The 21945-nt window shown below is 38.0% G+C and carries 21 protein-coding genes; 18 read left to right on the forward strand and 3 right to left on the reverse strand.

The window, feature by feature from the left end; genetic code table 11:
* The first annotated feature begins 151 nt into the window (after positions 1 to 151).
* The 3 genes from ACQ5H4_RS03440 to ACQ5H4_RS03450 all read left to right on the forward strand — a co-directional run bounded on the left by ACQ5H4_RS03440 (position 152) and on the right by ACQ5H4_RS03450 (position 2747).
* Complete coding sequence (locus tag ACQ5H4_RS03440) at positions 152 to 1414, forward strand: molybdopterin molybdotransferase MoeA (RefSeq protein ID WP_430774045.1); 1263 nt, start codon at positions 152 to 154, stop codon at positions 1412 to 1414.
* Positions 1402 to 1929 (forward strand): molybdopterin-guanine dinucleotide biosynthesis protein B, encoded by a 528-nt coding sequence (mobB, locus tag ACQ5H4_RS03445; protein ID WP_430773611.1) that lies wholly within the window; start codon positions 1402 to 1404, stop codon positions 1927 to 1929. Before ACQ5H4_RS03440 ends, mobB begins: the two co-directional genes overlap by 13 nt.
* Before the next feature lie 95 nt (positions 1930 to 2024).
* Positions 2025 to 2747, forward strand: a complete 723-nt coding sequence (locus ACQ5H4_RS03450) for a YwiC-like family protein (protein ID WP_430773612.1) — start codon at positions 2025 to 2027, stop codon at positions 2745 to 2747.
* Between the two features lie 36 nt (positions 2748 to 2783).
* On the opposite strand, the gene ACQ5H4_RS03455 is transcribed toward ACQ5H4_RS03450, so the two are convergent.
* Positions 2784 to 3464: a Crp/Fnr family transcriptional regulator gene (locus ACQ5H4_RS03455; RefSeq protein ID WP_430773613.1), complete on the reverse strand. Its 681-nt coding sequence runs from the start codon at positions 3462 to 3464 to the stop codon at positions 2784 to 2786.
* 285 nt (positions 3465 to 3749) lie between these two features.
* Here ACQ5H4_RS03455 and argC point away from each other — a divergent pair, with 285 nt between their 5' ends.
* The 9 genes from argC to clpB all read left to right on the forward strand — a co-directional run bounded on the left by argC (position 3750) and on the right by clpB (position 16128).
* Positions 3750 to 4784 (forward strand): N-acetyl-gamma-glutamyl-phosphate reductase, encoded by a 1035-nt coding sequence (gene argC / locus ACQ5H4_RS03460; RefSeq protein ID WP_430773614.1) that lies wholly within the window; start codon positions 3750 to 3752, stop codon positions 4782 to 4784.
* 14 nt (positions 4785 to 4798) lie between these two features.
* Positions 4799 to 6031 (forward strand): bifunctional ornithine acetyltransferase/N-acetylglutamate synthase, encoded by a 1233-nt coding sequence (gene argJ / locus ACQ5H4_RS03465; RefSeq protein ID WP_430773615.1) that lies wholly within the window; start codon positions 4799 to 4801, stop codon positions 6029 to 6031.
* A 13-nt stretch (positions 6032 to 6044) separates the two neighbouring features.
* Positions 6045 to 6818 carry an acetylglutamate kinase gene (gene argB, locus ACQ5H4_RS03470; protein ID WP_430773616.1) on the forward strand — a complete coding sequence of 258 codons (774 nt, stop codon included), beginning with the start codon at positions 6045 to 6047 and terminating at the stop codon, positions 6816 to 6818.
* Entirely contained in the window at positions 6815 to 7969 is a 1155-nt protein-coding gene (gene argD, locus ACQ5H4_RS03475; RefSeq protein WP_430773617.1) for an acetylornithine transaminase, read from the forward strand. Before argB ends, argD begins: the two co-directional genes overlap by 4 nt.
* A gap of 78 nt (positions 7970 to 8047) precedes the next feature.
* Entirely contained in the window at positions 8048 to 9130 is a 1083-nt protein-coding gene (locus ACQ5H4_RS03480) for a carbamoyl phosphate synthase small subunit (protein WP_430773618.1), read from the forward strand.
* Positions 9123 to 12233: a carbamoyl-phosphate synthase (glutamine-hydrolyzing) large subunit gene (gene carB, locus ACQ5H4_RS03485; protein ID WP_430773619.1), complete on the forward strand. Its 3111-nt coding sequence runs from the start codon at positions 9123 to 9125 to the stop codon at positions 12231 to 12233. Before ACQ5H4_RS03480 ends, carB begins: the two co-directional genes overlap by 8 nt.
* A complete protein-coding gene (gene argF, locus ACQ5H4_RS03490) occupies positions 12230 to 13183 on the forward strand; it encodes an ornithine carbamoyltransferase (protein WP_430773620.1) in 954 nt (317 codons plus the stop codon). The genes carB and argF overlap by 4 nt, the downstream gene beginning before the upstream one ends.
* A 77-nt stretch (positions 13184 to 13260) precedes the next feature.
* Complete coding sequence (locus ACQ5H4_RS03495; protein WP_430773621.1) at positions 13261 to 13449, forward strand: YjzC family protein; 189 nt, start codon at positions 13261 to 13263, stop codon at positions 13447 to 13449.
* A 93-nt stretch (positions 13450 to 13542) separates the two neighbouring features.
* The gene (gene clpB / locus ACQ5H4_RS03500) at positions 13543 to 16128 is read left to right on the forward strand and encodes an ATP-dependent chaperone ClpB (RefSeq protein ID WP_430773622.1); all 2586 of its coding nucleotides are present in this window, start codon (positions 13543 to 13545) and stop codon (positions 16126 to 16128) included.
* A 53-nt stretch (positions 16129 to 16181) separates the two neighbouring features.
* On the opposite strand, the gene ACQ5H4_RS03505 is transcribed toward clpB, so the two are convergent.
* Positions 16182 to 16370 carry a YjzD family protein gene (locus ACQ5H4_RS03505; RefSeq protein ID WP_430773623.1) on the reverse strand — a complete coding sequence of 63 codons (189 nt, stop codon included), beginning with the start codon at positions 16368 to 16370 and terminating at the stop codon, positions 16182 to 16184.
* Positions 16371 to 16559: 189 nt separating this feature from the next.
* Between ACQ5H4_RS03505 and ACQ5H4_RS03510 the strand changes: the two genes are divergently transcribed.
* The 4 genes from ACQ5H4_RS03510 (at position 16560) to ACQ5H4_RS03525 (ending at position 19137) form a co-directional block, all read left to right on the forward strand.
* A complete protein-coding gene (locus tag ACQ5H4_RS03510; protein ID WP_430773624.1) occupies positions 16560 to 17297 on the forward strand; it encodes a hydrolase in 738 nt (245 codons plus the stop codon).
* A gap of 70 nt (positions 17298 to 17367) precedes the next feature.
* Complete coding sequence (locus ACQ5H4_RS03515; RefSeq protein ID WP_430773625.1) at positions 17368 to 17856, forward strand: hypothetical protein; 489 nt, start codon at positions 17368 to 17370, stop codon at positions 17854 to 17856.
* 125 nt (positions 17857 to 17981) lie between these two features.
* Positions 17982 to 18935, forward strand: a complete 954-nt coding sequence (locus ACQ5H4_RS03520) for a BMP family ABC transporter substrate-binding protein (RefSeq protein ID WP_430774046.1) — start codon at positions 17982 to 17984, stop codon at positions 18933 to 18935.
* A gap of 13 nt (positions 18936 to 18948) precedes the next feature.
* Positions 18949 to 19137, forward strand: a complete 189-nt coding sequence (locus ACQ5H4_RS03525; protein WP_119707243.1) for a ComZ family protein — start codon at positions 18949 to 18951, stop codon at positions 19135 to 19137.
* 46 nt (positions 19138 to 19183) lie between these two features.
* Here ACQ5H4_RS03525 and ACQ5H4_RS03530 read toward each other — a convergent pair whose 3' ends face one another.
* Entirely contained in the window at positions 19184 to 19513 is a 330-nt protein-coding gene (locus tag ACQ5H4_RS03530; RefSeq protein ID WP_430773626.1) for a hypothetical protein, read from the reverse strand.
* A 182-nt stretch (positions 19514 to 19695) separates the two neighbouring features.
* Between ACQ5H4_RS03530 and ACQ5H4_RS03535 the strand changes: the two genes are divergently transcribed.
* Together ACQ5H4_RS03535 and fabF are read left to right on the forward strand one after the other, a co-directional pair.
* A complete protein-coding gene (locus tag ACQ5H4_RS03535; protein ID WP_430773628.1) occupies positions 19696 to 20628 on the forward strand; it encodes a beta-ketoacyl-ACP synthase III in 933 nt (310 codons plus the stop codon).
* Between the two features lie 48 nt (positions 20629 to 20676).
* Complete coding sequence (gene fabF / locus ACQ5H4_RS03540) at positions 20677 to 21915, forward strand: beta-ketoacyl-ACP synthase II (protein ID WP_430773629.1); 1239 nt, start codon at positions 20677 to 20679, stop codon at positions 21913 to 21915.
* Positions 21916 to 21945: the final 30 nt, after the last annotated feature.

The raw sequence follows: 21945 nt of genomic DNA on the forward strand, positions 1-21945 counted from the left end.
AAATAAATGTTTTCTATTTTCTTCAAATTGTTATGAGAAGTGCGCTAAAATAAGTTATTAAGTGATGTTTGTCCTGTTTTATTTATTAATTGATTGTTTATAATTACACAGGTGAACAGAGGACCTTACCATATAGGAGTTGATTTAATTGATCGAAAAAAGAACGCCGATACAAGTTGGTGAAGCAGTAAAAAAAGTGATGTCGTATTCAATGCGTGGCAAACAAGAATTAGTTTCCATAAACGAGAGTTATGGCCGATACCTTTCTGAGGATTTAGTTGCAACCTCAGATGTTCCCCACTTCAATCGTTCTCCATATGATGGGTTTGCTATTCGTTCCGTTGATTCATCTAATGCTTCGCTTTCTAATGCTGTTGAATTTGAAGTAGTTGATCATATTGGTGCAGGTTACGTTTCGAATAAGGAAGTCGGTGAATTCCAAGCAGTTCGCATCATGACAGGTGCACAGATGCCTATGAATTGTGACGCAGTTGTCATGTTAGAACTTGCAAAAACGAGTGAAAAGAACGGAAAATCATATATGTCCATTAAGCGATCTTATAAATCAGGAGATAATGTTTCTTTCGCTGGTGAGGATGCGAAAAAGGGAGAAGTCCTTGTAAAAAGAGGAACAAAAATCAATCCAGGGATTCAAGCGATGTTAGCAACATTTGGCTATAAGGATGTACCGGTTGCTAAAAAACCTGTCATTGGATTATTTGCTACAGGTACAGAACTGCTTGAAGTAGAGGATGAATTACAGCCGGGGAAAATCCGAAACTCTAATACTCATATGATTATTGCTCAAATCGAGCGTTCTGGGGCCGAAGTAAGGTATTTCGGAAAACTTCCTGATGATTTTGAATTATGCTATGAATCGATTAGAAGTGCCATAGTAGAGGTTGATTTATTGATTACTACAGGTGGTGTCTCGGTTGGAGATTTCGATTATTTGCCTCAAATTTATAAAAAATTAGGAGCGGATGTCCTTTTTAATAAAGTAGCTATGAGACCTGGAAGTGTTACCACAGTAGCACATTTAGATGGGAAAATATTATTTGGGTTATCCGGAAATCCTTCTGCTTGTTATGTAGGGTTTGAGTTATTTGCGAGACCAATCATTCGTACCATGCTTTTTTGTACGAAGCCACATTTAAGAAGAGAAAAGGCCGTTTTAGAAGTTGATTTTCCAAAAGCAAACCCATTTACTCGTTTTGTGAGGAGTAAAGTTACAATCGCTAATGGAAAGTTAGTGGCCTCACCAAGTGGAGTAGACAAATCAAATATCGTGATGAGCTTGGCAGGGGCCAATTCATTTATTATCCTACCAGGTGGAACAAGAGGATTTGAAGCTCAGACGATTGTTGATGTTCTACTGTTAGAAGATTCAGAAGGTAGCGAATGGCCGTGGTAACCCCCATTATTGTGCAAGTAGTCGGTTTTCAAAACAGTGGAAAAACAACATTTGTCAAAAAACTACTACAAGAACTATCCAAGCAAAATATATATGTAGCTACAATTAAGCATCATGGGCATGGTGGCAAACCTGATGTAGTTGAAAAAAAGGACTCTTCGGAGCATATACATTCTGGTGCCTTTGCCTCAATAGTTGAGGGAGAAGGAAGACTTCTTCTTCAAGTAGAGAAGGATGAATGGAGTGTACAAGAACAAGTTCATATTTTATGTAGTATGAATCCAGAGGTTATTGTAATTGAAGGGCATAAAAATGAAAAATATCATAAAATTGTACTATTACGAAATAGAGAAGATTTTGATGCTCTTAAAAGTTTAGAGAATGTGATGGCGTTTGTGAGTTGCGAGCCGTTACAGATGAATACGAACATTCCCATTTGGAACGAAAACGATACAATGACCTGGCTTGTACAATATATAAATGAACAAAGAAATCTAGGGAACTGCAAAGCGTAAGTGCTTTGCAGTTTTTTGACCTGTGATTCAATTCACTTACTAACACTCTTCATTCTTTTATAGTATAAGTAGCTACAACACTAGGAGTGAGGACAATGAAATTATTTTTACCAAAACAGCATGGTGCTTGGGCAATGTTAATCATCCCTTTTTGGTTAGGGGTTCTTGCTTCGAGCTTCCTTTGGCAGCATATCCCTTTCTTTGTGGGCTGGTTACTACTATATTTGGCGACATATCCAATGTTGTTATTATTTAAAAGAAAGAAGCTCTCTTTGTATAAAAAATGGACGATCATCTACATGCTACCAGCTTTGTTTTTTCTGTTATTCCCTTTATTGACAAGACCTTCTATTATTCTTTTTGGACTGATTATGATCCCGTTTTTTTGCATAAATGCGTATTTTTCTAGCAAAAACAACGATCGTGCACTAACGAATGATATAAGTGCCATTATCGTATTCGCAATTGCTGGCTTAGCAAGTAGCTTTTTAGGGGAGGGAGTAATTAGTTACAAAGCTTGGCTTGCCTTTTTCTCTTCCATTCTCTTTTTTATAGGAAGTACATTCTATGTAAAAACGATGATTCGCGAGAAAAAGAGTGAAGTATACAAACAAATCTCTTGGGGATATCATTTGTTGGTGGTTATACTGTGGCTGATGATTGGCTATTGGATCATTGCATTAGCTAGCTTACCAAGCTTATATAGAGCCATTTTCTTCTACGGGAAGCCTTACTCAGCAAAAAAAGTAGGGATTTTAGAGATTGTAAATGCTGTTTTATTTTTTGGATTGATGACAGTAGCGTTACTAGTAGCATAAATAAAAGCACTCGGTGTTTTCATCTGCCGAGTGCTTTTAATCAATTTTACAAATATCAATTGGACAATCTTCACAATCAATCTCATCTCTTAAGAACATCAAATTATGGATTGTAATAATTCCTTTATCAATGGATATGATGTTATTCTTTCGTAATTCACTTAACAAGCGATTGGCAACTTCCCTAGAGGTTCCACAAAAATTAGCAATCTCTTGATTGGTCATGGGCTGATCTATGACAATGCCTTGTTCACGAACAATTCCGTAGCTGTTACATAAACGAATGAGTGTGGAGTACAATGCCCCTTTTTTACCGTGAAGAATAAGGTCTCTGAATTTTGTTTGGTTTCTCAATAGCTGACCGTTTAACCATTTCATAAATTGTAAAGATAAAGAATGATCCGTGCTAAGCTTATCCTCTAAATCATCCTTATGAATGACTGCAACCTCACCATCTTCAACAATCTTTGCGTCCAACATGTACTTGGGTGATGCACAAAATAAAGGGATTTCCCCAATAAGCTCTCCAGTAGAGCACATTCGAATGGTCAGTTCTCTTCCATCTGGGACCATCTTGCTGATTTGGATCTTCCCTTTTATAACGATAAATAACTCTTCGGCTTTTTGGCCTTCTTGAAATAAATAATTTCCTTTTTCAATCTTACGTGTATACCTTGCCAATTGTATAAAATTCTGTAGCTGTATGGAAGTATTCATGGAGATGTCACCCGCCTGACCGCTTTGCTAGCCACTTTAATTAACTAGTCTAACTGTAAAAAGAAAAATCAATTTCGTCAACCTTAAAACCTCCCAATAGGAGTAATTGTTTATGCAGATTTCTTGTGAGAAGTACTAACATTAAAAATAATCTAAAAAAAATGAAAATAGTTTTAAAAATTGGTTGATTTTATTGTTAGCAATTTTTATAATAAGGTACATTAAAACTTATAAAAATTAAATAGAATGATTAAATATGCATTAATATTCAGGAAGGGGTAAGGAATGAAAGTATCAATTATCGGAACAACCGGATATGGTGGAGTTGAGTTGCTCCGTATATTGCACTCACACCCTGAATTCGACATACATTCCATTCATTCAACAAAAGAAGAAGTGGCCATTTCAGATGAATATCCACATCTTTATGGAATTATTGATAAAAAAATGAGCAGCATTGATGCTGATAAAATTGCTGAAGAAAGTGATTTAGTCTTTTTTGCTACTCCATCAGGGGTGTCCTCAAGCCTCGTGGATCAATTTATTGAAAAAGATATTAAGGTGATAGACCTGTCAGGGGATTTAAGGTTAAAGGATTCTTCTGATTATCTAAAGTGGTATAAGAAAACTCCTGCTAATGAGACCATTATTGATGAAGCGGTATATGGATTAAGCGAATGGAATAAGGAGCAGGTAAAAGCGGCAAATTGGGTCGCTAATCCCGGATGCTATCCAACAGCTACTTTACTTGGGTTAGCTCCTGTTGTAAAGGAAGGTTTAATTGACCCAAGGAGTATTATCGTTGATGCGAAATCAGGAACCTCTGGGGCAGGGAGAGCAGCAAGTCGTGCAACCTTGTATGCAGAGGTAAATGAGAATTTTAAAATTTACAAGGTGAATGAACATCAGCATATTCCTGAAATTGAGCAGCAATTAAAGCTCTGGAATAGTGAGATTCAGCCAATCACCTTTAGCACGCATCTTCTTCCGTTAACAAGAGGGATTATGGCCACGATGTATGTCCAGTTTTTAGCAGATTGGGAGACAGAAAGAGTCATAGATTTATATCAATCGTATTATGAAAATGAGCCGTTTGTCCGAGTAAGACCACAAGGTTATTTTCCATCAATCAAGGATGTATCAAGTTCGAACTATTGTGATATAGGTTTACACGTTGATAAGAGAACAAACCGATTAACAATCGTATCGGTAATCGATAATTTAATGAAGGGTGCTGCAGGGCAGGCCGTACAAAATGCAAACATCATGTTTGGTTTGGAGAGTCATTCAGGTTTGAAGTTTATGCCACTGTATCCGTAATAGGAGGTTAAGGGATGGAAGCTTTATCGGAAGTGTCACAAGTAAAAAAAATAAATGGTGGTAGTGTAGTCTCACCAAAGGGATTTTATGCAGGTGGTGTACACGCTGGCCTTCGTTATTCTAGAAAAGATGTTGGATTAATATATAGTGAAGTGCCTGCCAGTAGTGCGGCTGTTTACACATTAAATCAGTTTCAAGCAGCCCCGCTGAAGGTAACTCAGCATAGTATTCAAGAAAACGGAAAGCTACAAGCGGTGATTGTAAATAGTGCATGCGCAAATGCTTGTACAGGAGAAAGAGGTCTACAAGATGCCTACTCCATGCGAAAGCTGACAGCCGAAAAGCTGAAACTTGAAGAAACTTTTGTAGCAGTTGCTTCTACAGGAGTAATCGGTGAGTACCTCCAAATGGATCGAATTGCAGCAGGCATTTCAGAAATACAATTTGGTCAAACACTAGAAGATGCTGAGGGATTTCAAACGGCGATTTTAACAACAGATACATGTATGAAAAGCAGCTGTTACACTACTGAGATTGACGGAAAACAGGTTACGATGGGTGGAGCTGCAAAAGGATCCGGAATGATTCATCCTAATATGGCTACCATGCTTGGCTTTATTACTTGTGATGCCGCTATATCTCCTGAGTCTTTAAAGAAAGCATTAAAAAGCGTAACGAACAAGTCTTTCAATCAAATAACAGTTGATGGTGATACATCTACGAATGATATGGTCCTTGTAATGGCAAACGGAAAAGCTGGAAATGAGGAGCTTCATGAAGGCCATAAAGATTGGGAAGTTTTCATTGAGTTACTAAAAAATACAAGCCAAGACTTAGCAAAGCAAATTGCACGTGACGGAGAGGGTGCCACAAAGCTAATTGAAGTGAGTGTAAAAGGTGCAGCTTCCAATGACGATGCACGTAAAATTGCAAAGCAAATTGTTGGTTCCAATCTCGTGAAAACAGCTATTTTCGGTGCTGATGCAAACTGGGGACGTATTATAGGTGCAATTGGGCAAGCGGGTGTCGAAGTGAATGTTGATACTGTAGATATTAAGCTTGGTGAAACAACGATGTTATTAAATAGTGTGCCTCAAGTGTTTTCAGAGGATGACGCAAAGAAATATTTAGAAAATGATACAATCCATATTTTCGTCGATTTACATTTTGGAGATGGGGAAGGAAAGGCATGGGGATGTGACCTTTCTTACGATTACGTAAAAATTAATGCGAGCTATCGAACGTAAGGGGGCACATAAGTTGTCAACGATCGTAATTAAATGTGGTGGAAGTGTATTAAACGAATTGTCTTCTAGTTTTTTTGATAGTATCAAAGAAATGAAGAAGAAAGGTTATTCTGTGGTGATTGTTCATGGTGGCGGACCGGACATAAATGACATGCTTGAGAAACTAAACATTATGCCTGAATTTGTAAATGGATTAAGGAAAACAACGAAAGAAACATTACAAATTGCTGAAATGGTGCTCACAGGTAAAACCAATCGTAAGTTGGTCGAACAACTGAATGATTTTAGGCTCACAGCTGTAGGACTAAATGGCAGTGACTCTAATCTAATTCAAGCAGAATACCTAGACAAAGAGCGACTTGGATATGTTGGTAAGGTCCAAGAGATTAATAAAGACCTCATTCAACTAATGGTTGAATCGGGACATATACCTGTAATTACACCGATTGCGATAAATAAACAAAACGTCAAGCTCAACGTAAATGCAGATTACGCAGCTGCGGCGGTTGCGATCGGTTTAGAAGCAGAGCAGTGCTTGTTTGTAACAGATGTGGATGGAATTCTCGTAAACAATCAAGTGAAGAAAGAACTTAATAAACGTGAAGTTAGTGAATTGATTGAAAACGGTACGATCTATGGTGGTATGATTCCTAAAGTTGAGTCAGCACTGTCAGCAATAGACATGGGGCTTAAGAGCGTAATGATTGTGAATGGTAAAAAAGGATTTTATGAAAATGGCCAATGGCTTGGTACTCAGATTTGTAGAAAGGAAGGGATTCTTCAATGAGTGGTCTTTTTCCAACATATGCAAGATGGGAAGTGGAGCCATCTAAGGCTGTAGGTTCCTATTTATACGATATAAATGAGAAGAAATATTTAGATTTTACTTCTGGAATCGGAGTTTGTAACCTTGGACATCAGCCAGAAGTGGTGAAAAAGGCTGTGCAAATACAACTTGATCAATTCTGGCATGTATCGAATCTGTTTCCTCAAGAAAAGCAAGTACTTGCTGCAAAAATGCTTGCTGATGCCGCTGGGTTAGAGGCAGTATTTTTTGCAAATAGTGGTGCCGAAGCCAATGAGGGAGCAATTAAACTCGCAAGAAAAGCAACGGGAAGAACAAAAATTATTACGTTTCAACAGTCCTTTCATGGAAGAACGTTTGCGACAATGTCAGCGACTGGTCAAGACAAGATAAAAGAAGGCTATGGTAACATGCTCGAGTCGTTCGTTTATGTTCCATTTAACGATATCACGTCACTTAAAGAAGAAATGTCTCATGAAGTGGCTGCTATAATGCTTGAGGTTATTCAAGGTGAGGGCGGTATTCATGTAGGCGAAGAGGCATTTCTTAAAGAAGTAGAAAAGCTTTGTAAGGAATATGGTGCATTATTTGTTATTGATGAAATCCAAACTGGGATTGGTAGAACGGGAAAGCCCTTTGCTTTTCAACAGTACGATTTATCTCCTGATATTGTGACTTCAGCAAAGGGATTAGGAAGTGGATTTCCTATCGGAGCAGTAATCGGTACAGAGAAGCTGGTGCCGTTTTTTGGACCGGGAAGTCATGGTTCAACGTTTGGAGGAAATCCAGTTTCCATTAGTGCTGCGATAGCTACGATGGAAGCAATCTTTGCTCCCGAATTTTTAGAGTCAGTTGTTAAAAAGGGAGAATACACGAAATCTTTACTTGAAGAGGAATTAAAGGAGATTTCTGTTGTGAAGGAGATTCGCGGATCAGGATTAATGATTGGTGTTGAATTACAAAATTCGGTCGGATCACTTCTAAAGGATTTAAGAGAAAGCGGATTGTTAGCATTACCAGCTGGCGAAAATGTTCTCCGTCTTCTGCCACCATTAACTGCCACAGAGGAACAAATTAATGAAGCGGTTAATATAATTAAAACGGTCTTACAAAAATCATATATAACAGCCTAAATGGCTGCTCTTTTTTACAGGTTATTGCATAAAAATTAAGTTTTGGATATAAATATTCACAATTTACGAGGTGGAACAATGAAAGCATATGTGCATTTAAAAAGTGGTGACACGTTCGAAGGAAAATGGGTTGTCAAAACAGACAATGAACCAGTGTCCGGGGAAATTGTATTTTATACAGGAATGACTGGGTATCAAGAAGTATTGACTGACCCTTCATATAAGGATCAAATCATCGTATTTACGTATCCGCTAATTGGTAACTACGGGATAAATCTTGAGGATTTTGAAAGTAAACAACCACATGTTGCTGGGGTCATTGTATATGAGGCTTGTATGAATCATTCTCATTACCAAGCTAAATACTCGTTAAGTGAATATTTACAAAAATGGGGTATTCCGCTAATTGAACATGTGGATACGAGAGAAGTGGTGAAACAAATCCGTAACGAGGGTTCCATGCCTGCCATGATTAACACGGATTTTGATAAACCACAATCTTTCGAGCTTGGAGATATGGAAAAGGTATCGAAAGTTTCTTCGGCACAGATCTCAACGGACGGGCACGAAGGAGATTTTCACGTCGTATTAATGGATTTTGGGAATAAAAAGTCGATTCAACAATCGTTGTTAAATAGAGGCTGCAAGGTAACCACCGTTCCTTACAATAGCTCATATGAAGAAATAAAAAAGCTTAATCCGGATGGCATTCTATTGTCCAATGGACCTGGAGACCCAAAGCATCTTAAACATTTATTACCTAATATCTCAAAGGTCATTCAAGCATATCCGACTCTTGGAATTTGTTTAGGACACCAATTAGCCGGTTTAGCTTTAGGAGCAGATACAAAGAAATTATTGTTTGGACATCGTGGTGCGAATCATCCAGTCATGGATAAGGAAACGAAGACTGTTTTTATGACTTCTCAGAATCATAGCTTTTATGTTGATGAAAAAAGCTTAGCTGGCACGGGTCTGAAAACTCGATTTTATAATTTACATGATTCAACGATTGAAGGATTTTACCACGAAAGCTATCAGTTAATAACAACACAATTTCATCCAGAAGCAAACCCAGGTCCTTCAGAGGGTGAATATATTTTTGATGAATTTCTACAATTAATTAAAGAAAATAATGGGAGTCAAGTTGCATATGCCTAAAGATCAATCTATCACATCCATATTAGTCATTGGTTCGGGACCGATTATTATCGGGCAAGCGGCAGAATTCGATTATGCAGGCACACAAGCCTGCATGGCCTTAAAAGAGGAAGGGTACCGAGTTATTTTAGTAAATAATAATCCGGCTACCATTATGACAGATAGTCATTTTGCTGATGCTATATATTTCGAGCCACTTACAGTAGACGTAATCGAGAAAATTATTATAAAAGAACAGCCAGATGGGTTACTTGCTACGCTAGGTGGTCAAACGGGGCTAAACCTTGCGTTTCAATTAGCTGAGCATGGAATTCTTGAAAAATACGGAGTAAAGGTTCTTGGTACCTCCATTGAGTCCATTAAAAAAGGTGAGGATCGTTCCGCCTTTCGTCAGTTAATGCACGAACTTGGAGAGCCTGTTCCAGAAAGTAAGATCGTTCATACGGTTGATGAAGCAGTTAGCTTTTCAGAAGAAATTGGTTTCCCCATTATCATTAGACCTGCATACACACTCGGTGGAACAGGTGGAGGAATTGCATCAAATGAGGAGGAATTCCTCCAATTGGTCCAAGGAGGACTTAAGGAAAGTCCGATCCATCAATGCTTAATTGAAAAAAGTATTGCTGGTTTTAAAGAAGTTGAGTATGAAGTGATGCGAGATGCGTCAAATACATGCATTATCATTTGTAATATGGAAAATTTAGACCCAGTTGGAATCCACACAGGTGATTCAATCGTTGTTGCTCCTTCTCAAACATTAACAGATGAAGAGTATCAAATGCTCAGGTCTGCTTCAATTAAGATTATTTCTGCGCTTGGAATCGTTGGTGGATGTAATATCCAATTTGCCTTAGATCCGGTAAGTAAAAATTATTACTTAATTGAAGTAAACCCTCGGGTAAGTCGTTCTTCTGCACTTGCTTCAAAAGCAACGGGTTATCCAATCGCTAGAATGGCTGCCAAGCTTTCGGTAGGTTATGAGTTATCAGAGTTAATCAATCCTGTAACAGGTGATACATTTGCCAGCTTCGAGCCTGCATTGGATTATGTCGTAGTTAAGTTTCCTAAGTGGCCATTTGATAAGTTCCCAACCATTGAGAGAAAGTTGGGTACACAAATGAAGGCAACAGGAGAGGTAATGGGGATCGACCGTAACTTTGAAAGAGCACTTTTAAAAGCCATTCGCTCTCTCGAAATTAAGGTGCAGGATTTAGAGATGTCCTCCTTAAAAAAATTAAGTAAAGAACAATTATATGTTGAACTTTCTAAACAAAACGATGAGCGCTTTTTCATTTTGATGGAGCTAATGAGACGTGGGGAAGAAGTAAATAAGCTGCATGAATTGACAAAGATAGATTTCTTCTTCTTGTTCTATATGAAGAAGCTTGCACAGTTAGAAAAGGAAATTTATGAAGCAACTATCCAATCTGTTACATCGGAACAGTTACAGCTTTTTAAAGAAAAAGGATTTAGTGATCGTTTTCTAGCTGAAGCATGGAATGTGACGGAAGCAGAGCTGAGAGAAACACGTAAGAACCACAATGTTTTGCCAGCTTACAAAATGGTAGATACATGTGCAGCTGAGTTTTCTGCAGTTACGAATTACTTTTACTCCACTTACTTTGGGAAAAATGAACAAATTCCTTCAGATAAAAGAAAGGTAGTCATCGTTGGCAGTGGTCCGATTCGAATTGGCCAAGGCATTGAGTTTGATTACTGCTCCGTTCACGGAGTGTTTGCTTTAAAAGAAGAAGGTATAGAAACGATTATGATCAATAATAATCCGGAAACGGTTAGTACGGATTTTGCTACAGCTGATCGTTTGTATTTTGAGCCGTTAACGGTTGAAGATATTTTGAATGTGTTAGAAGCAGAGGAAACAAATGAGGTTATCATTCAATTAGGCGGTCAAACTGCGATAAACTTAGCGGAAGGTCTTGAACAAGCGGGAGTAACCATTTTAGGAACTGGATCAGATGTTATTGATGTACTAGAAGAAAGAGATAAATTTTATCAACTTCTTGATGAATTAGAGATACCAAGACTAGAAGGCCAATTTGTCAACAGTGTTGAGGAGCTTAACCTGGCTGCTAACTCCATTGGTTATCCAATCCTCATTCGCCCTTCTTATGTTATCGGTGGAAGAGGAATGGTCACTATTAAGGAATCAAGTGAGCTTCAAGCATTTATTGAAGAAACAGATTTACAATTCCCATACCTTGTTGATCAATTTTTACCAGCAATAGAAGCAGAGCTTGATCTTGTCAGTGATGGAGAAAATGTTCTCGCACCTGTGGTGATGGAACATATTGAACGAACAGGCGTCCATTCCGGCGATAGTTTGTCTGTATTACCTCCTCACACTTTATCAAAAAAAATTCAAGAGAAAATGCTTTCTTATGCAACAAAAATTTCTACCCATCTTAAGTATAAAGGCCTTCTAAATATACAGTTTATAATTGATCAAGAAGATGTATATGTACTAGAAGTTAATCCACGAGCTAGTCGAACGGTACCGATTATAAGTAAGGTTACAGGTGTACCATTAGTTCAAATTGCGACAAAAATATTGCTTGGGAAATACCAGCTGTCGAAACATGATCAATCATTGAATTTAAATGACCTTCCATTTGTATGTGTGAAGTACCCGGTATTTTCGAATTATGCATTAAAAGGGTTAGATTCAAAGGTGAGCCCAGAAATGAGATCAACTGGAGAAGGTATAAGTCTAGCAATAACTTATGAGGAAGCTTTGAAGAAGTCCTTCCACACTTTATTGAAAGACCGACCAACTGGAAAAGTTGCGGTAAAACCATGTTATATTTCAGAAATCAAACAAGCAGGAATAGATGAAGAAGCAATTGTAGAAGCAAAAGAATTATCGGCAAACAAAGTAAAAGAAGAAGCAATTATTGCTTATTATAACCCTGATCAAGGACTTGAAGACAAAAATGTAAGGGAAACAGCTACGAAAAATCGTGTGCTTACATTTACAGAAGAAGAAACATTAGTAGCTTTCCTAGCTGGGCAAACAGTAAAAGAATTTACCGTGCATTCACTTAATGAATGGTTATCAAAGAAAAGAGAGGTGAAGCTTACATGATTTCGGTTAAAACCAATGAGAAAAAAGCTGACTTAAAGGATATGTTAACATTAAGAGATTACTCTTCTGAACAAATTAATGGTCTTTTAACAAACGCAATAAAAATCAAAAATGCTTTTAAACTTGGAGAGTCATATACGCCACTAAAAGGGAAAATTCTAGGGATGATATTTGATAAGTCTTCCACAAGAACACGTGTATCATTCGAAGCAGGAATGATTCAGCTTGGTGGATCGGCTATGTACTTAAACGGAAAAGACTTGCAAATTGGAAGAGGAGAACCGATTTCTGATACGGCCAAGGTGCTATCAGAGTATATTGATGGAATTATGATCCGTACTCATTATCACCATACGGTTGAAGAGCTTGCCAAGCATGCGTCAATTCCCGTCATAAATGGCTTAACAGATATGTATCATCCATGCCAGGCACTAGCTGATCTTCAAACGATTATGGAATGTAAAGGCTCACTAACAGGACTTAAAATTGCCTATATTGGTGATGGCAATAATGTAGCACACTCCCTCATTATTGGTGCAGTGAAAATGGGGATGCATATCGCTGTCGCAAGTCCAGTTGGATACGAACCAAATCCAGAGATAGTGGCGTATTCGAAAGAAATTGCTGAACAATCTGGCGGTTCCGTTCATATTACAAACGATGCTGTTGAAGCAGCAAATCAAGCTGATGTTGTGTATACAGATGTATGGACGAGTATGGGTCAAGAGGAAGAAAATGAAATTCGCCTAAAAGCATTTGCCAATTATCAAGTAAATGTAGATCTTGTGAAGCATGCGAAGCCTGATTATTTATTCATGCATTGCTTACCTGCTCACCGTGGGGAAGAAGTATCACATGAGGTGATTGATGGGGAAAACTCAGTTGTTTTCCATCAAGCTGGAAATCGACTTCATGCCCAAAAGGCTTTATTAGTTGAATTACTTGGATAAAAAAGGATTCCTGCGATTTCGCAGGGATTTTTTTATTTGGGTAATACTATAATCGACCATTAGAAAGGAGTGGGATTATGGGACAAAATCATCGTTTTCGTTCAGGTGATAAGGCACCAAATAATGGTGTCTATATAGAAATTGGTGATACAGGATCCAGTGTTTCAAACCCTAAAAAAATCAAACTAAAAGCAGGCGAACGTTTCCCAGAATCAACAAATGACGAGCGCCAATGGACATATGCTCCAAAGTACACTCATAACTAAGCTAGCCATCCTCTATGGATGGCTTTACTTATGCGAAAAATGGATTATAATAGAAATTGAGTAAAGGTCAAAAATGGTCAAAGGAGGAGCCTTATGGATTTTCAATCAATGACTGAGCGGGTGCAGGTGGCGTTTTCGGAGGCTCAAGCGCTAGCCAGAAAATCAAACCATCAAGAGATAGATGAAGCTCACCTTTTTATTTCTCTTTTCAAAGAGCAGGACAGCTTAGCAACTATGATTATGGAACGTCTTCAGATTTCTGTAGATCCGTACTTAAATAGCCTAGAGCAAATTAGAAAGAGAAAGCCTGAGGTATTAAGCGGAAATACACAAACCAATATATATATAACCTCTCTCCTACAAAAACTTCTCCTCGAAGCAGAAAAAGAGAAAAATGCATTAGAGGATCAATACATGTCTGTAGAACATCTATTGTTAGCAGCAGCCAGCATACAAGAAACGGAATTTAGTCAATATTTGAAGAAAAATAAAATTAATAAGGAAAGATTATTTGAAGTTATTTATGAGGTTAGGGGGAATCAAAAGGTGACTTCACAGAATCCAGAATCAACTTATGATGTATTAAATAAATATGGACGTGACTTAGTAGAAGAGGTGAAAAAGGGAAAGACGGATCCTGTAATTGGACGGGATGCGGAGATACGGAATGTGATTCGAATTTTGTCGCGGAAAACGAAAAACAATCCTGTTTTAATTGGAGAACCAGGTGTTGGAAAAACGGCCATTGTCGAGGGACTTGCTCAACGAATTGTAAGAAAGGATGTCCCGGAAGGATTAAAGGATAAAACCGTTTTTTCACTTGATATGAGTGCTTTAATTGCAGGCGCAAAATTTCGTGGTGAATTTGAGGAAAGATTAAAAGCAGTATTAAATGAAGTTAAGAAGAGTGATGGCCGGATCCTTCTGTTTATCGACGAGCTTCATACAATCGTAGGAGCTGGAAAAACAGAAGGAGCAATGGATGCCGGGAATATGTTAAAGCCGATGCTTGCTCGAGGAGAACTGCACTGTATAGGTGCAACAACACTTGATGAACATCGAAAATACATTGAAAAAGATCCTGCATTAGAGCGCCGTTTCCAACAGGTGGTCGTACAGGAACCAAATGTGGAGGATACCATTTCTATTTTGAGAGGGCTAAAGGAACGATTTGAAATTCATCACGGAGTTAATATTCATGATCGAGCAATCGTAACAGCCGCACTATTGTCTGTCCGGTATATTACAGATCGCTTTTTGCCGGATAAAGCGATTGACTTAATTGATGAAGCTTGTGCCTTAATTCGTACTGAAATCGACTCAATGCCAACCGAGTTAGACGAAGTATCTCGTAGAGTGATGCAATTAGAGATAGAAGAAGCGGCATTAGTGAAAGAGGAAGATAGTCAGAGTAAAGAACGTCTTCATCTACTACAGAAGGAACTGGCAGACGTAAGAGAAAAAGTCGCTACGATGAAGGCTAAGTGGCTAATGGAGAAAGAAGGAATTCAAAAGGTCCAAGAAAAAAGAGAACAACTTGAGAAATTAAGAAGAGAGCTTGAAGACGCAGAAAACCAGTATGATTTAAATCGTGCAGCAGAACTTCGACATGGAAAGATTCCGACAGCTGAAAAAGAGCTTCAACTGTTGGAGAAAGAAATGAATTCGAAGCAAGGGGAAAGATTGCTTCGTGAAGAGGTTACAGAGGAGGAAATCGCAAATATCGTCTCTCGCTGGACAGGTATCCCTGTGGTGAAGTTAGTAGAGGGAGAAAGAGAGAAGCTTCTTCGACTAGAAAGCATTTTACAAGAAAGGGTAGTAGGACAATCTGAGGCGGTTGAACTCGTTTCAGATGCGGTTTTACGAGCGCGGGCTGGAATTAAGGATCCCAATCGACCAATTGGCTCGTTTATTTTTCTTGGGCCAACAGGTGTTGGTAAAACAGAATTAGCGAAAGCACTTGCGCAAGTATTATTTGATAGCGAGGACCAAATCATTCGAATTGATATGTCTGAATACATGGAAAAGCATGCCGTTTCTAGACTAATTGGTGCTCCTCCTGGATATGTCGGTTATGAAGAAGGTGGACAACTAACGGAAGCGGTGAGAAGAAAGCCTTATTCAGTGATTCTTTTAGATGAAATTGAGAAGGCTCATCCAGAAGTATTTAATATTTTATTACAAATGTTAGATGATGGAAGAATTACCGATTCTCAAGGAAGAACGATAGATTTTAAAAATACAATTATAATTATGACATCCAACATTGGTTCCCATATATTGTTAGAAAACCAATCCAATAAGGAGGAGGGAAAGGAAAGAGTACTTCAGTTATTAAGAACTCATTTTCGCCCGGAGTTTTTAAATCGAATTGATGAAATTATTACCTTTAACCCTTTAGATTTATCAGCAATAAAAGAAATTGTTAGCAAATTAATAAATCAATTGAATCAGCGGGTTAAGGAACAAAATATACAAGTAGACATATCGGATACAGCAAGAGAGTATATTGCTACCCATGGATTTGATCCTATATACGGTGCTAGACCTTTAAAAAGATATATTCAGCGAAATATCGAGACCCTATTAGCCAGGGAAATTATTTCAGGTAAGGTTAAGGAGAAAAACACTGTACAGATTGAATTGGTAGACGGTAAAATAAAATTAAATATCCTCTGATCAAATTAAAAAGTCATCCCTCGAATATGGATGACTTTTTTCAAACATAAAGATTAATGTGTTTCATGACCATTTGGCTCATTTGGTAAAACAGCACCAATAACAAAAATTAGTACCGTAACAATCACTCCTACTATGGCACCGGTTTCAAAATGAAACGCGACTCCAATCATGGACGAAACGACGTATGAAAGCATTTGTACTAATAAGAACGTCCAGAAAAATGTCCAAAAGTAACTCATTTTTTTCACCTCTTACATATTGAAATCTTCATTCATCTTACCATATCGCTATAAAATAATAAATGAATATTGACAAAACAAGATAGAAATTTATCAGTCAATCCACCGAATTTAGGCTAATCTCCCTTTCATTTTAAATAATGATTCATACATTATTATGAGCAAAATGACGTTGAAGGAGTTTTTAGTATGGAGAACCGAAACTTTAAACTGGATACCGAATGGAATATGATTCATTATCCCGAAAAACCACGCGGTTTCGGTATCTTAATTATTGGTGATGAAAGACATTTTGTTGATGAAAAAAGTAGTTTTTGGACGCAGAATGAAGGGAAATCGACACTCATTCAGAAGCTCAGAGAATCAGGCTACACGGTCTTTTATTCCAACCTTTACGGAAAGCATTGGGGAAGTGACAAGGCCGTTAAGCTAGCGAAAAGACTCTATGAGTATATTATCCGTACAGAAATAATTAATGAAAATATTCATATTTTAGCTGAAGGCATGGGAGCACTTGTTGCTTTAAAGCTTATTGATATGATGGAGGAGAATATTCGTTCAACGGTGCTTATCAACCCTATTCTTTCTTTGAAAGACCATTTAGAGCAGGAAAAGGAACATAAATTCTTTTATAAGAAGCTTATGAGAGAATTGTCTCAATCCTACGAACAAGAGCATCATCAGATTGTTGAGTTACTAATCAGTGAGCATGGTGACCAACATGAGAAACCGAAAACCCCAACGAAGATTATTCATGTCCTGTCTGGAAATCGTGCATATAAACAATCCAATTTACTAAAAGAATTGTCAGTGAAGTGGGAGGATGCGAATGCACCTGTTACGGTGTGTTATATGTTGCCAGAGAAAAAGCAACAAATCGCTCAACAAGTTACAAAATTTCTAAAACAGCATGAAAAAGTACTATAATAAAGAACTTAGAATAGTGGTGACTCCCTGCGCATATACTGGTATATCGAGTAACAGGGAGGCTTTTTTTATGGACAAGGTACTTGTACTAGGGGCTTTGGAGGAGCTCGGATTCGAAATGACCGCTTTACTATTAGAAGAAGGGCATGAAGTAATAGGGATTCATCTGCAAACAGGAGATGAAACGATCTATAACAATCGAAGGATGGAGATCGGAAGAAATGCCAATTTTGAAGAAATTGGATTAAATGAATGGCTTCAACAAGGTGATTTCACTACAACATCAACGTTGGTTTTTTTGAATGGCCTTGATGACAACGTAAAGCGTGTTTGGATGGATGAGTATAATAATCTAAAAAGGAAGTTACAGTCTATTGCTTCAAATTCTAAATCCTCAATTGTAATTATTCATTCTTTCACAGAGTGGGAGAAACGGAACGAAAATGAGTATGATGGAAATGTAATGTATTTTTTTATATCATTATCCCATGAAGCATATGAACGAAAAGAGTTTACTTCCATCTTTAGAGCAATAATGGACATAGTAGGATTTCTGTAAAAACAAAAAAAACTTTTCATTCTTTATATGTTAAAGGTAGAATGTAATAGATAAATAGTAAGTGAATTGGACTTTCATTTTTTAAGTTGAATGTCCTTTTGAAAGGCGGAAAGAAAATGCGTAAAATGTTTGTTCGGGTTGGAGTGTTACTTCTTTTAAGCCTGCCCTTCCTGACAAGCTGTGGACAACCTATGTCTTCTGGCGAGCTGAAAAAGGTCGGATTATTGGTTCCAGACACAATCAACGATCAGGTTTGGGGGACTAAAGGGTATAAAGGAATGTTGAAAATTCAATCCCGTTTTAAAGTTGACGTTTATTATAAAGAAGACATGAACTCGGAAGTAATCGTTGAAAGAGCTGTAAAAGAGTTTGAACAAAAGGGAGTTAATCTCATTTTTGGACATGGCAATGAGTACGGTCCATATTTTAACAACCTAGCAGATAAGTACCCTGAAATTCATTTTGTTAGTTTTAATAGTGATGCTCTTGAGAAAAATACCACGAGCTTAAACTTTGAAGCATATGCGATGGGTTTTTTTGGTGGAATGGTAGCAGGGAAGATGACAAAAACCAACGAAATAGGGATTATCGCTGCATATGAATGGCAGCCAGAAGTAAAAGGATTTCTTGAGGGAGCTCAATACCAAAATAAGGATGTAGCTGTACAAATCGATTATGTCGGCCATTGGGATGATGATGATAAGGCCTTAAGCTTTTTGGATCATATGATAAAGAACAAGGTGGATGTAATCTATCCAGCTGGTGACGGATACAATGTACCAGTTATTGAGAAAATAAAAGAAAACGGATTGTATGCAATAGGGTTTATTTCCGATCAATCTGATTTAGGGGAATCAACGGTTCTGACTAGCACCGTTCAGCACGTAGATAAACTATATGAATTAGTTGCTGAAAAATACAGCAAGAACGAGTTGCAATCAGGAAACCTTTCCTTTGATTTTCAAGATCAGGTGATTTCCTTAGGGAAGTTCAGTCCCGATGTGGATCAAGCATTTGAGGATGAAATAACAGCTTTAATTACAAAATATAAAGAAACTGGTAAATTGCCAAATCAATAGGAGGATTTTCAACATGTCTCAAGACAAAACAATGGAATTTATGGGAATTGCTATGAAATATTTACCGGAGGCTAAGGAGCAATTAGAAAATGCTGGTATTGAATTATCTATGGAACTCATTCAGCCATTTATGACTTTGTTTACGAAGGTCATGCAAGAAGCATATGAACTTGGAGTAAAAGATGCAAAGCAAGAAGAATAAAAACAAGGCTGATCCTCTAACAATAGAGTTATCAGCCTTGTTTTATTTATTTTTTAGAGTTTAAAAATGATGAAATGACCGGCTTGATTTGCTTATATAAAGGTTTTAGGCTTTGTGCAGATGTCATTAATGTGTCAAAATGATTCATCAGTTCGGGTATATTTACATTGTTTATTGCTTTTTCGATGGCTGTTTGGTTTTTAGGACTATTATTCAAAGAGTCGTCTTTTGGGTGTGACTTTCTTTTTCCGAATAGCCATTCGTGCTCGGACATTCCATCAACACTGTCCATTTGCTCCGTCTCTTGATTAGGTTCTCTTCTCGATGGAAACATAAGTGCTGAAAAGGGATCTTTTTCTTCTTTATTGCTCAGCATCATCCTACCTCCTTTCGCCCTTATAATAGGTTATGAAATGGAATATAGAATGTATGGACGATAAAAGGGGAATGTACATAAATAGGATAAAAAGATTGATAAAACAGGGAACTACTGTTAAAATTTTAGTACCAAGTCATAATAATTGATAATAAAGGTAGTTATATAAAGGAGCTGGGAACATGAAAGCGGGAATTATCGGTATTGGTAGATGTCTTCCAGATAAAGTGTTAACAAACGCGGATTTAGAAAAAATGGTCGACACCTCTGATGAGTGGATTCGCACACGAACAGGTATTGAAGAAAGAAGAATAGCTGAAAAAGGCGTTAATACATCCGATTTAGGCTTCGAAGCTGCAAAAAAAGCCATTGAAGATGCTGAGATTTCACCTGAGGAAATTGGTTTAATATTAGTAGCGACGGTGACACCAGATCAACCGTTTCCTTCTGTCGCTTGTATGTTACAGGAGAAATTAGGTGCAGTAAATGCTGCGGCAATGGATATTAGTGCGGCATGTGCAGGATTTATGTACGGAATGATTACCGCTAAGCAGTTTATTGAGAGCGACAGCTATAAATATGTGCTAGTAGTTGGTGTTGAGAAATTATCAAAAATTACGGACTGGCAGGACCGCAATACAGCTGTATTGTTTGGCGATGGTGCCGGTGCGGTAGTCATGGGAAAAGTAACGGAAGGCAGAGGGATCCTTTCTTTTGAACTTGGAGCAGACGGTACAGGTGGAAAGCATCTTTACCAAGAAGATTACATCGTAATGAATGGTAGAGAGGTATTCAAATTTGCAGTCAGACAAATGGGAGAAAGCAGCGTAAATGTCCTAGAAAAGGCAGGACTCTCAAAGGAAGATGTGGACTTCTTAATTCCCCATCAGGCAAATATTCGAATTATGGAGGCTTCTAGACAAAGACTAGAACTACCTGAAGAAAAGATGTCTAAAACAGTTAATAAATATGGAAATACCTCAGCAGCTTCCATTCCGATCTCATTGGTAGAAGAGGTAGAAGCTGATAAAATAAAAGAAGATGATTTGATCGTAATGGTAGGCTTTGGCGGAGGTTTAACCTGGGGAGCCATTGCTATGCGTTGGGGCAGGTAATTATTTTAGTTTTTATATTTATTAAGAAAATCAAAGGAGTTGCCAGACATGACAAAGAAAAGAGTTGTTGTAACAGGAGTTGGCGCTGTTACTCCAGTTGGTAATAACGTTGAAACAGCATGGAACAATGTATTAGCAGGTGTATCTGGTGTAGGGCCGCTTACAAGACTAAATGCAGATGAATACCCAGCAAAAGTAGCTGCAGAGGTAAAGGACTTCCAAGTTGAAGATTTTATTGATAAAAAAGATGCTCGAAAAATGGATCGTTTCACTCATTATGCAGTAGCAGCAGCAAAGATGGCGGTTGACGATTCAGGACTTGAGATTAATGACAGTAACTCACATAATATTGGTGTCTGGATTGGATCGGGTATCGGTGGAATGGAGACGTTTGAAAGTCAGTATGAGACATTTTTAAGTCGTGGCTATCGACGAGTTAGTCCATTCTTCGTACCAATGATGATTCCGGATATGGCAACAGGTCAGGTTTCTATTACACTAGGAGCAAGAGGATTTAACTCTTGTACAGTAACTGCTTGTGCAACGGGGACTAACTCAATCGGTGATGCCTTTAAGGTTATTCAACGAGGAGATGCAATTGCAATGGTAACTGGTGGAGCGGAGGCGCCTATTACAAAAATGTCTGTTGCAGGTTTTTGTGCAAACACAGCACTATCAACGAATCCAGATCCAAGTAAGGCAAGTCGTCCTTTTGACCAAAATCGTGATGGCTTTGTTATTGGAGAAGGAGCAGGAATTGTCGTATTAGAAGAATTGGAGCATGCATTAGCTCGTGGGGCAAAAATCTATGCAGAAATCGTTGGCTATGGAGCAACAGGTGATGCCTACCATATTACTGCACCAGCACCAGGTGGAGAAGGCGGAGCACGAGCAATGAAAATGGCGATAAACGATGCCGGTTTAAACGTCAATGAAGTGAACTATGTGAACGCTCATGGAACAAGCACCGATTACAATGACCGCTTTGAAACTTTAGCTATTAAAGAAGTATTTGGTGAACATGCTTATAAGCTTGCAGTGAGTTCAACAAAGTCAATGACAGGTCACTTGCTTGGAGCAGCAGGGGGAGTTGAAGCGATCTTTAGTGTATTAGCGATTAAAGAAGGCATGATTCCACCAACGATTAACTATGAAACTCCAGACCCAGAATGTGATTTAGACTATGTACCGAATGAAGCTAGAAAACAAGAAGTCGAAGTAGCAATGAGTAATTCACTTGGCTTTGGTGGTCATAACGCAACAATCGTTTTTAAAGCATATAAGTAAAATAAATCAGAGTGGAGTAATATCCGCTCT

Origin of the sequence: Bacillus coreaensis (genome assembly GCF_050586445.1) — a bacterium.
GTDB classification, from domain to species: Bacteria; Bacillota; Bacilli; order Bacillales; family Cytobacillaceae; genus Robertmurraya_A; species Robertmurraya_A coreaensis.

What these genes read in the sequence shown, in the direction of transcription:
- argF (WP_430773620.1), top strand. Translation starts at nt 12,230, where the DNA reads ATGATTTCGGTTAAAACCAATGAGAAAAAAGCTGACTTAAAGGATATG.
- carB (WP_430773619.1), top strand. Translation starts at nt 9,123, where the DNA reads ATGCCTAAAGATCAATCTATCACATCCATATTAGTCATTGGTTCGGGA.
- ACQ5H4_RS03455 (WP_430773613.1), bottom strand. Translation starts at nt 3,464, where the DNA reads ATGAATACTTCCATACAGCTACAGAATTTTATACAATTGGCAAGGTAT.
- ACQ5H4_RS03515 (WP_430773625.1), top strand. Translation starts at nt 17,368, where the DNA reads ATGGACAAGGTACTTGTACTAGGGGCTTTGGAGGAGCTCGGATTCGAA.
- argC (WP_430773614.1), top strand. Translation starts at nt 3,750, where the DNA reads ATGAAAGTATCAATTATCGGAACAACCGGATATGGTGGAGTTGAGTTG.
- ACQ5H4_RS03450 (WP_430773612.1), top strand. Translation starts at nt 2,025, where the DNA reads ATGAAATTATTTTTACCAAAACAGCATGGTGCTTGGGCAATGTTAATC.
- mobB (WP_430773611.1), top strand. Translation starts at nt 1,402, where the DNA reads ATGGCCGTGGTAACCCCCATTATTGTGCAAGTAGTCGGTTTTCAAAAC.
- ACQ5H4_RS03520 (WP_430774046.1), top strand. Translation starts at nt 17,982, where the DNA reads ATGTTTGTTCGGGTTGGAGTGTTACTTCTTTTAAGCCTGCCCTTCCTG.
- argD (WP_430773617.1), top strand. Translation starts at nt 6,815, where the DNA reads ATGAGTGGTCTTTTTCCAACATATGCAAGATGGGAAGTGGAGCCATCT.
- ACQ5H4_RS03495 (WP_430773621.1), top strand. Translation starts at nt 13,261, where the DNA reads ATGGGACAAAATCATCGTTTTCGTTCAGGTGATAAGGCACCAAATAAT.
- ACQ5H4_RS03510 (WP_430773624.1), top strand. Translation starts at nt 16,560, where the DNA reads ATGGAGAACCGAAACTTTAAACTGGATACCGAATGGAATATGATTCAT.
- argJ (WP_430773615.1), top strand. Translation starts at nt 4,799, where the DNA reads ATGGAAGCTTTATCGGAAGTGTCACAAGTAAAAAAAATAAATGGTGGT.
- ACQ5H4_RS03535 (WP_430773628.1), top strand. Translation starts at nt 19,696, where the DNA reads ATGAAAGCGGGAATTATCGGTATTGGTAGATGTCTTCCAGATAAAGTG.
- fabF (WP_430773629.1), top strand. Translation starts at nt 20,677, where the DNA reads ATGACAAAGAAAAGAGTTGTTGTAACAGGAGTTGGCGCTGTTACTCCA.
- ACQ5H4_RS03530 (WP_430773626.1), bottom strand. Translation starts at nt 19,513, where the DNA reads ATGCTGAGCAATAAAGAAGAAAAAGATCCCTTTTCAGCACTTATGTTT.
- ACQ5H4_RS03525 (WP_119707243.1), top strand. Translation starts at nt 18,949, where the DNA reads ATGTCTCAAGACAAAACAATGGAATTTATGGGAATTGCTATGAAATAT.
- ACQ5H4_RS03480 (WP_430773618.1), top strand. Translation starts at nt 8,048, where the DNA reads ATGAAAGCATATGTGCATTTAAAAAGTGGTGACACGTTCGAAGGAAAA.
- ACQ5H4_RS03505 (WP_430773623.1), bottom strand. Translation starts at nt 16,370, where the DNA reads ATGAGTTACTTTTGGACATTTTTCTGGACGTTCTTATTAGTACAAATG.
- clpB (WP_430773622.1), top strand. Translation starts at nt 13,543, where the DNA reads ATGGATTTTCAATCAATGACTGAGCGGGTGCAGGTGGCGTTTTCGGAG.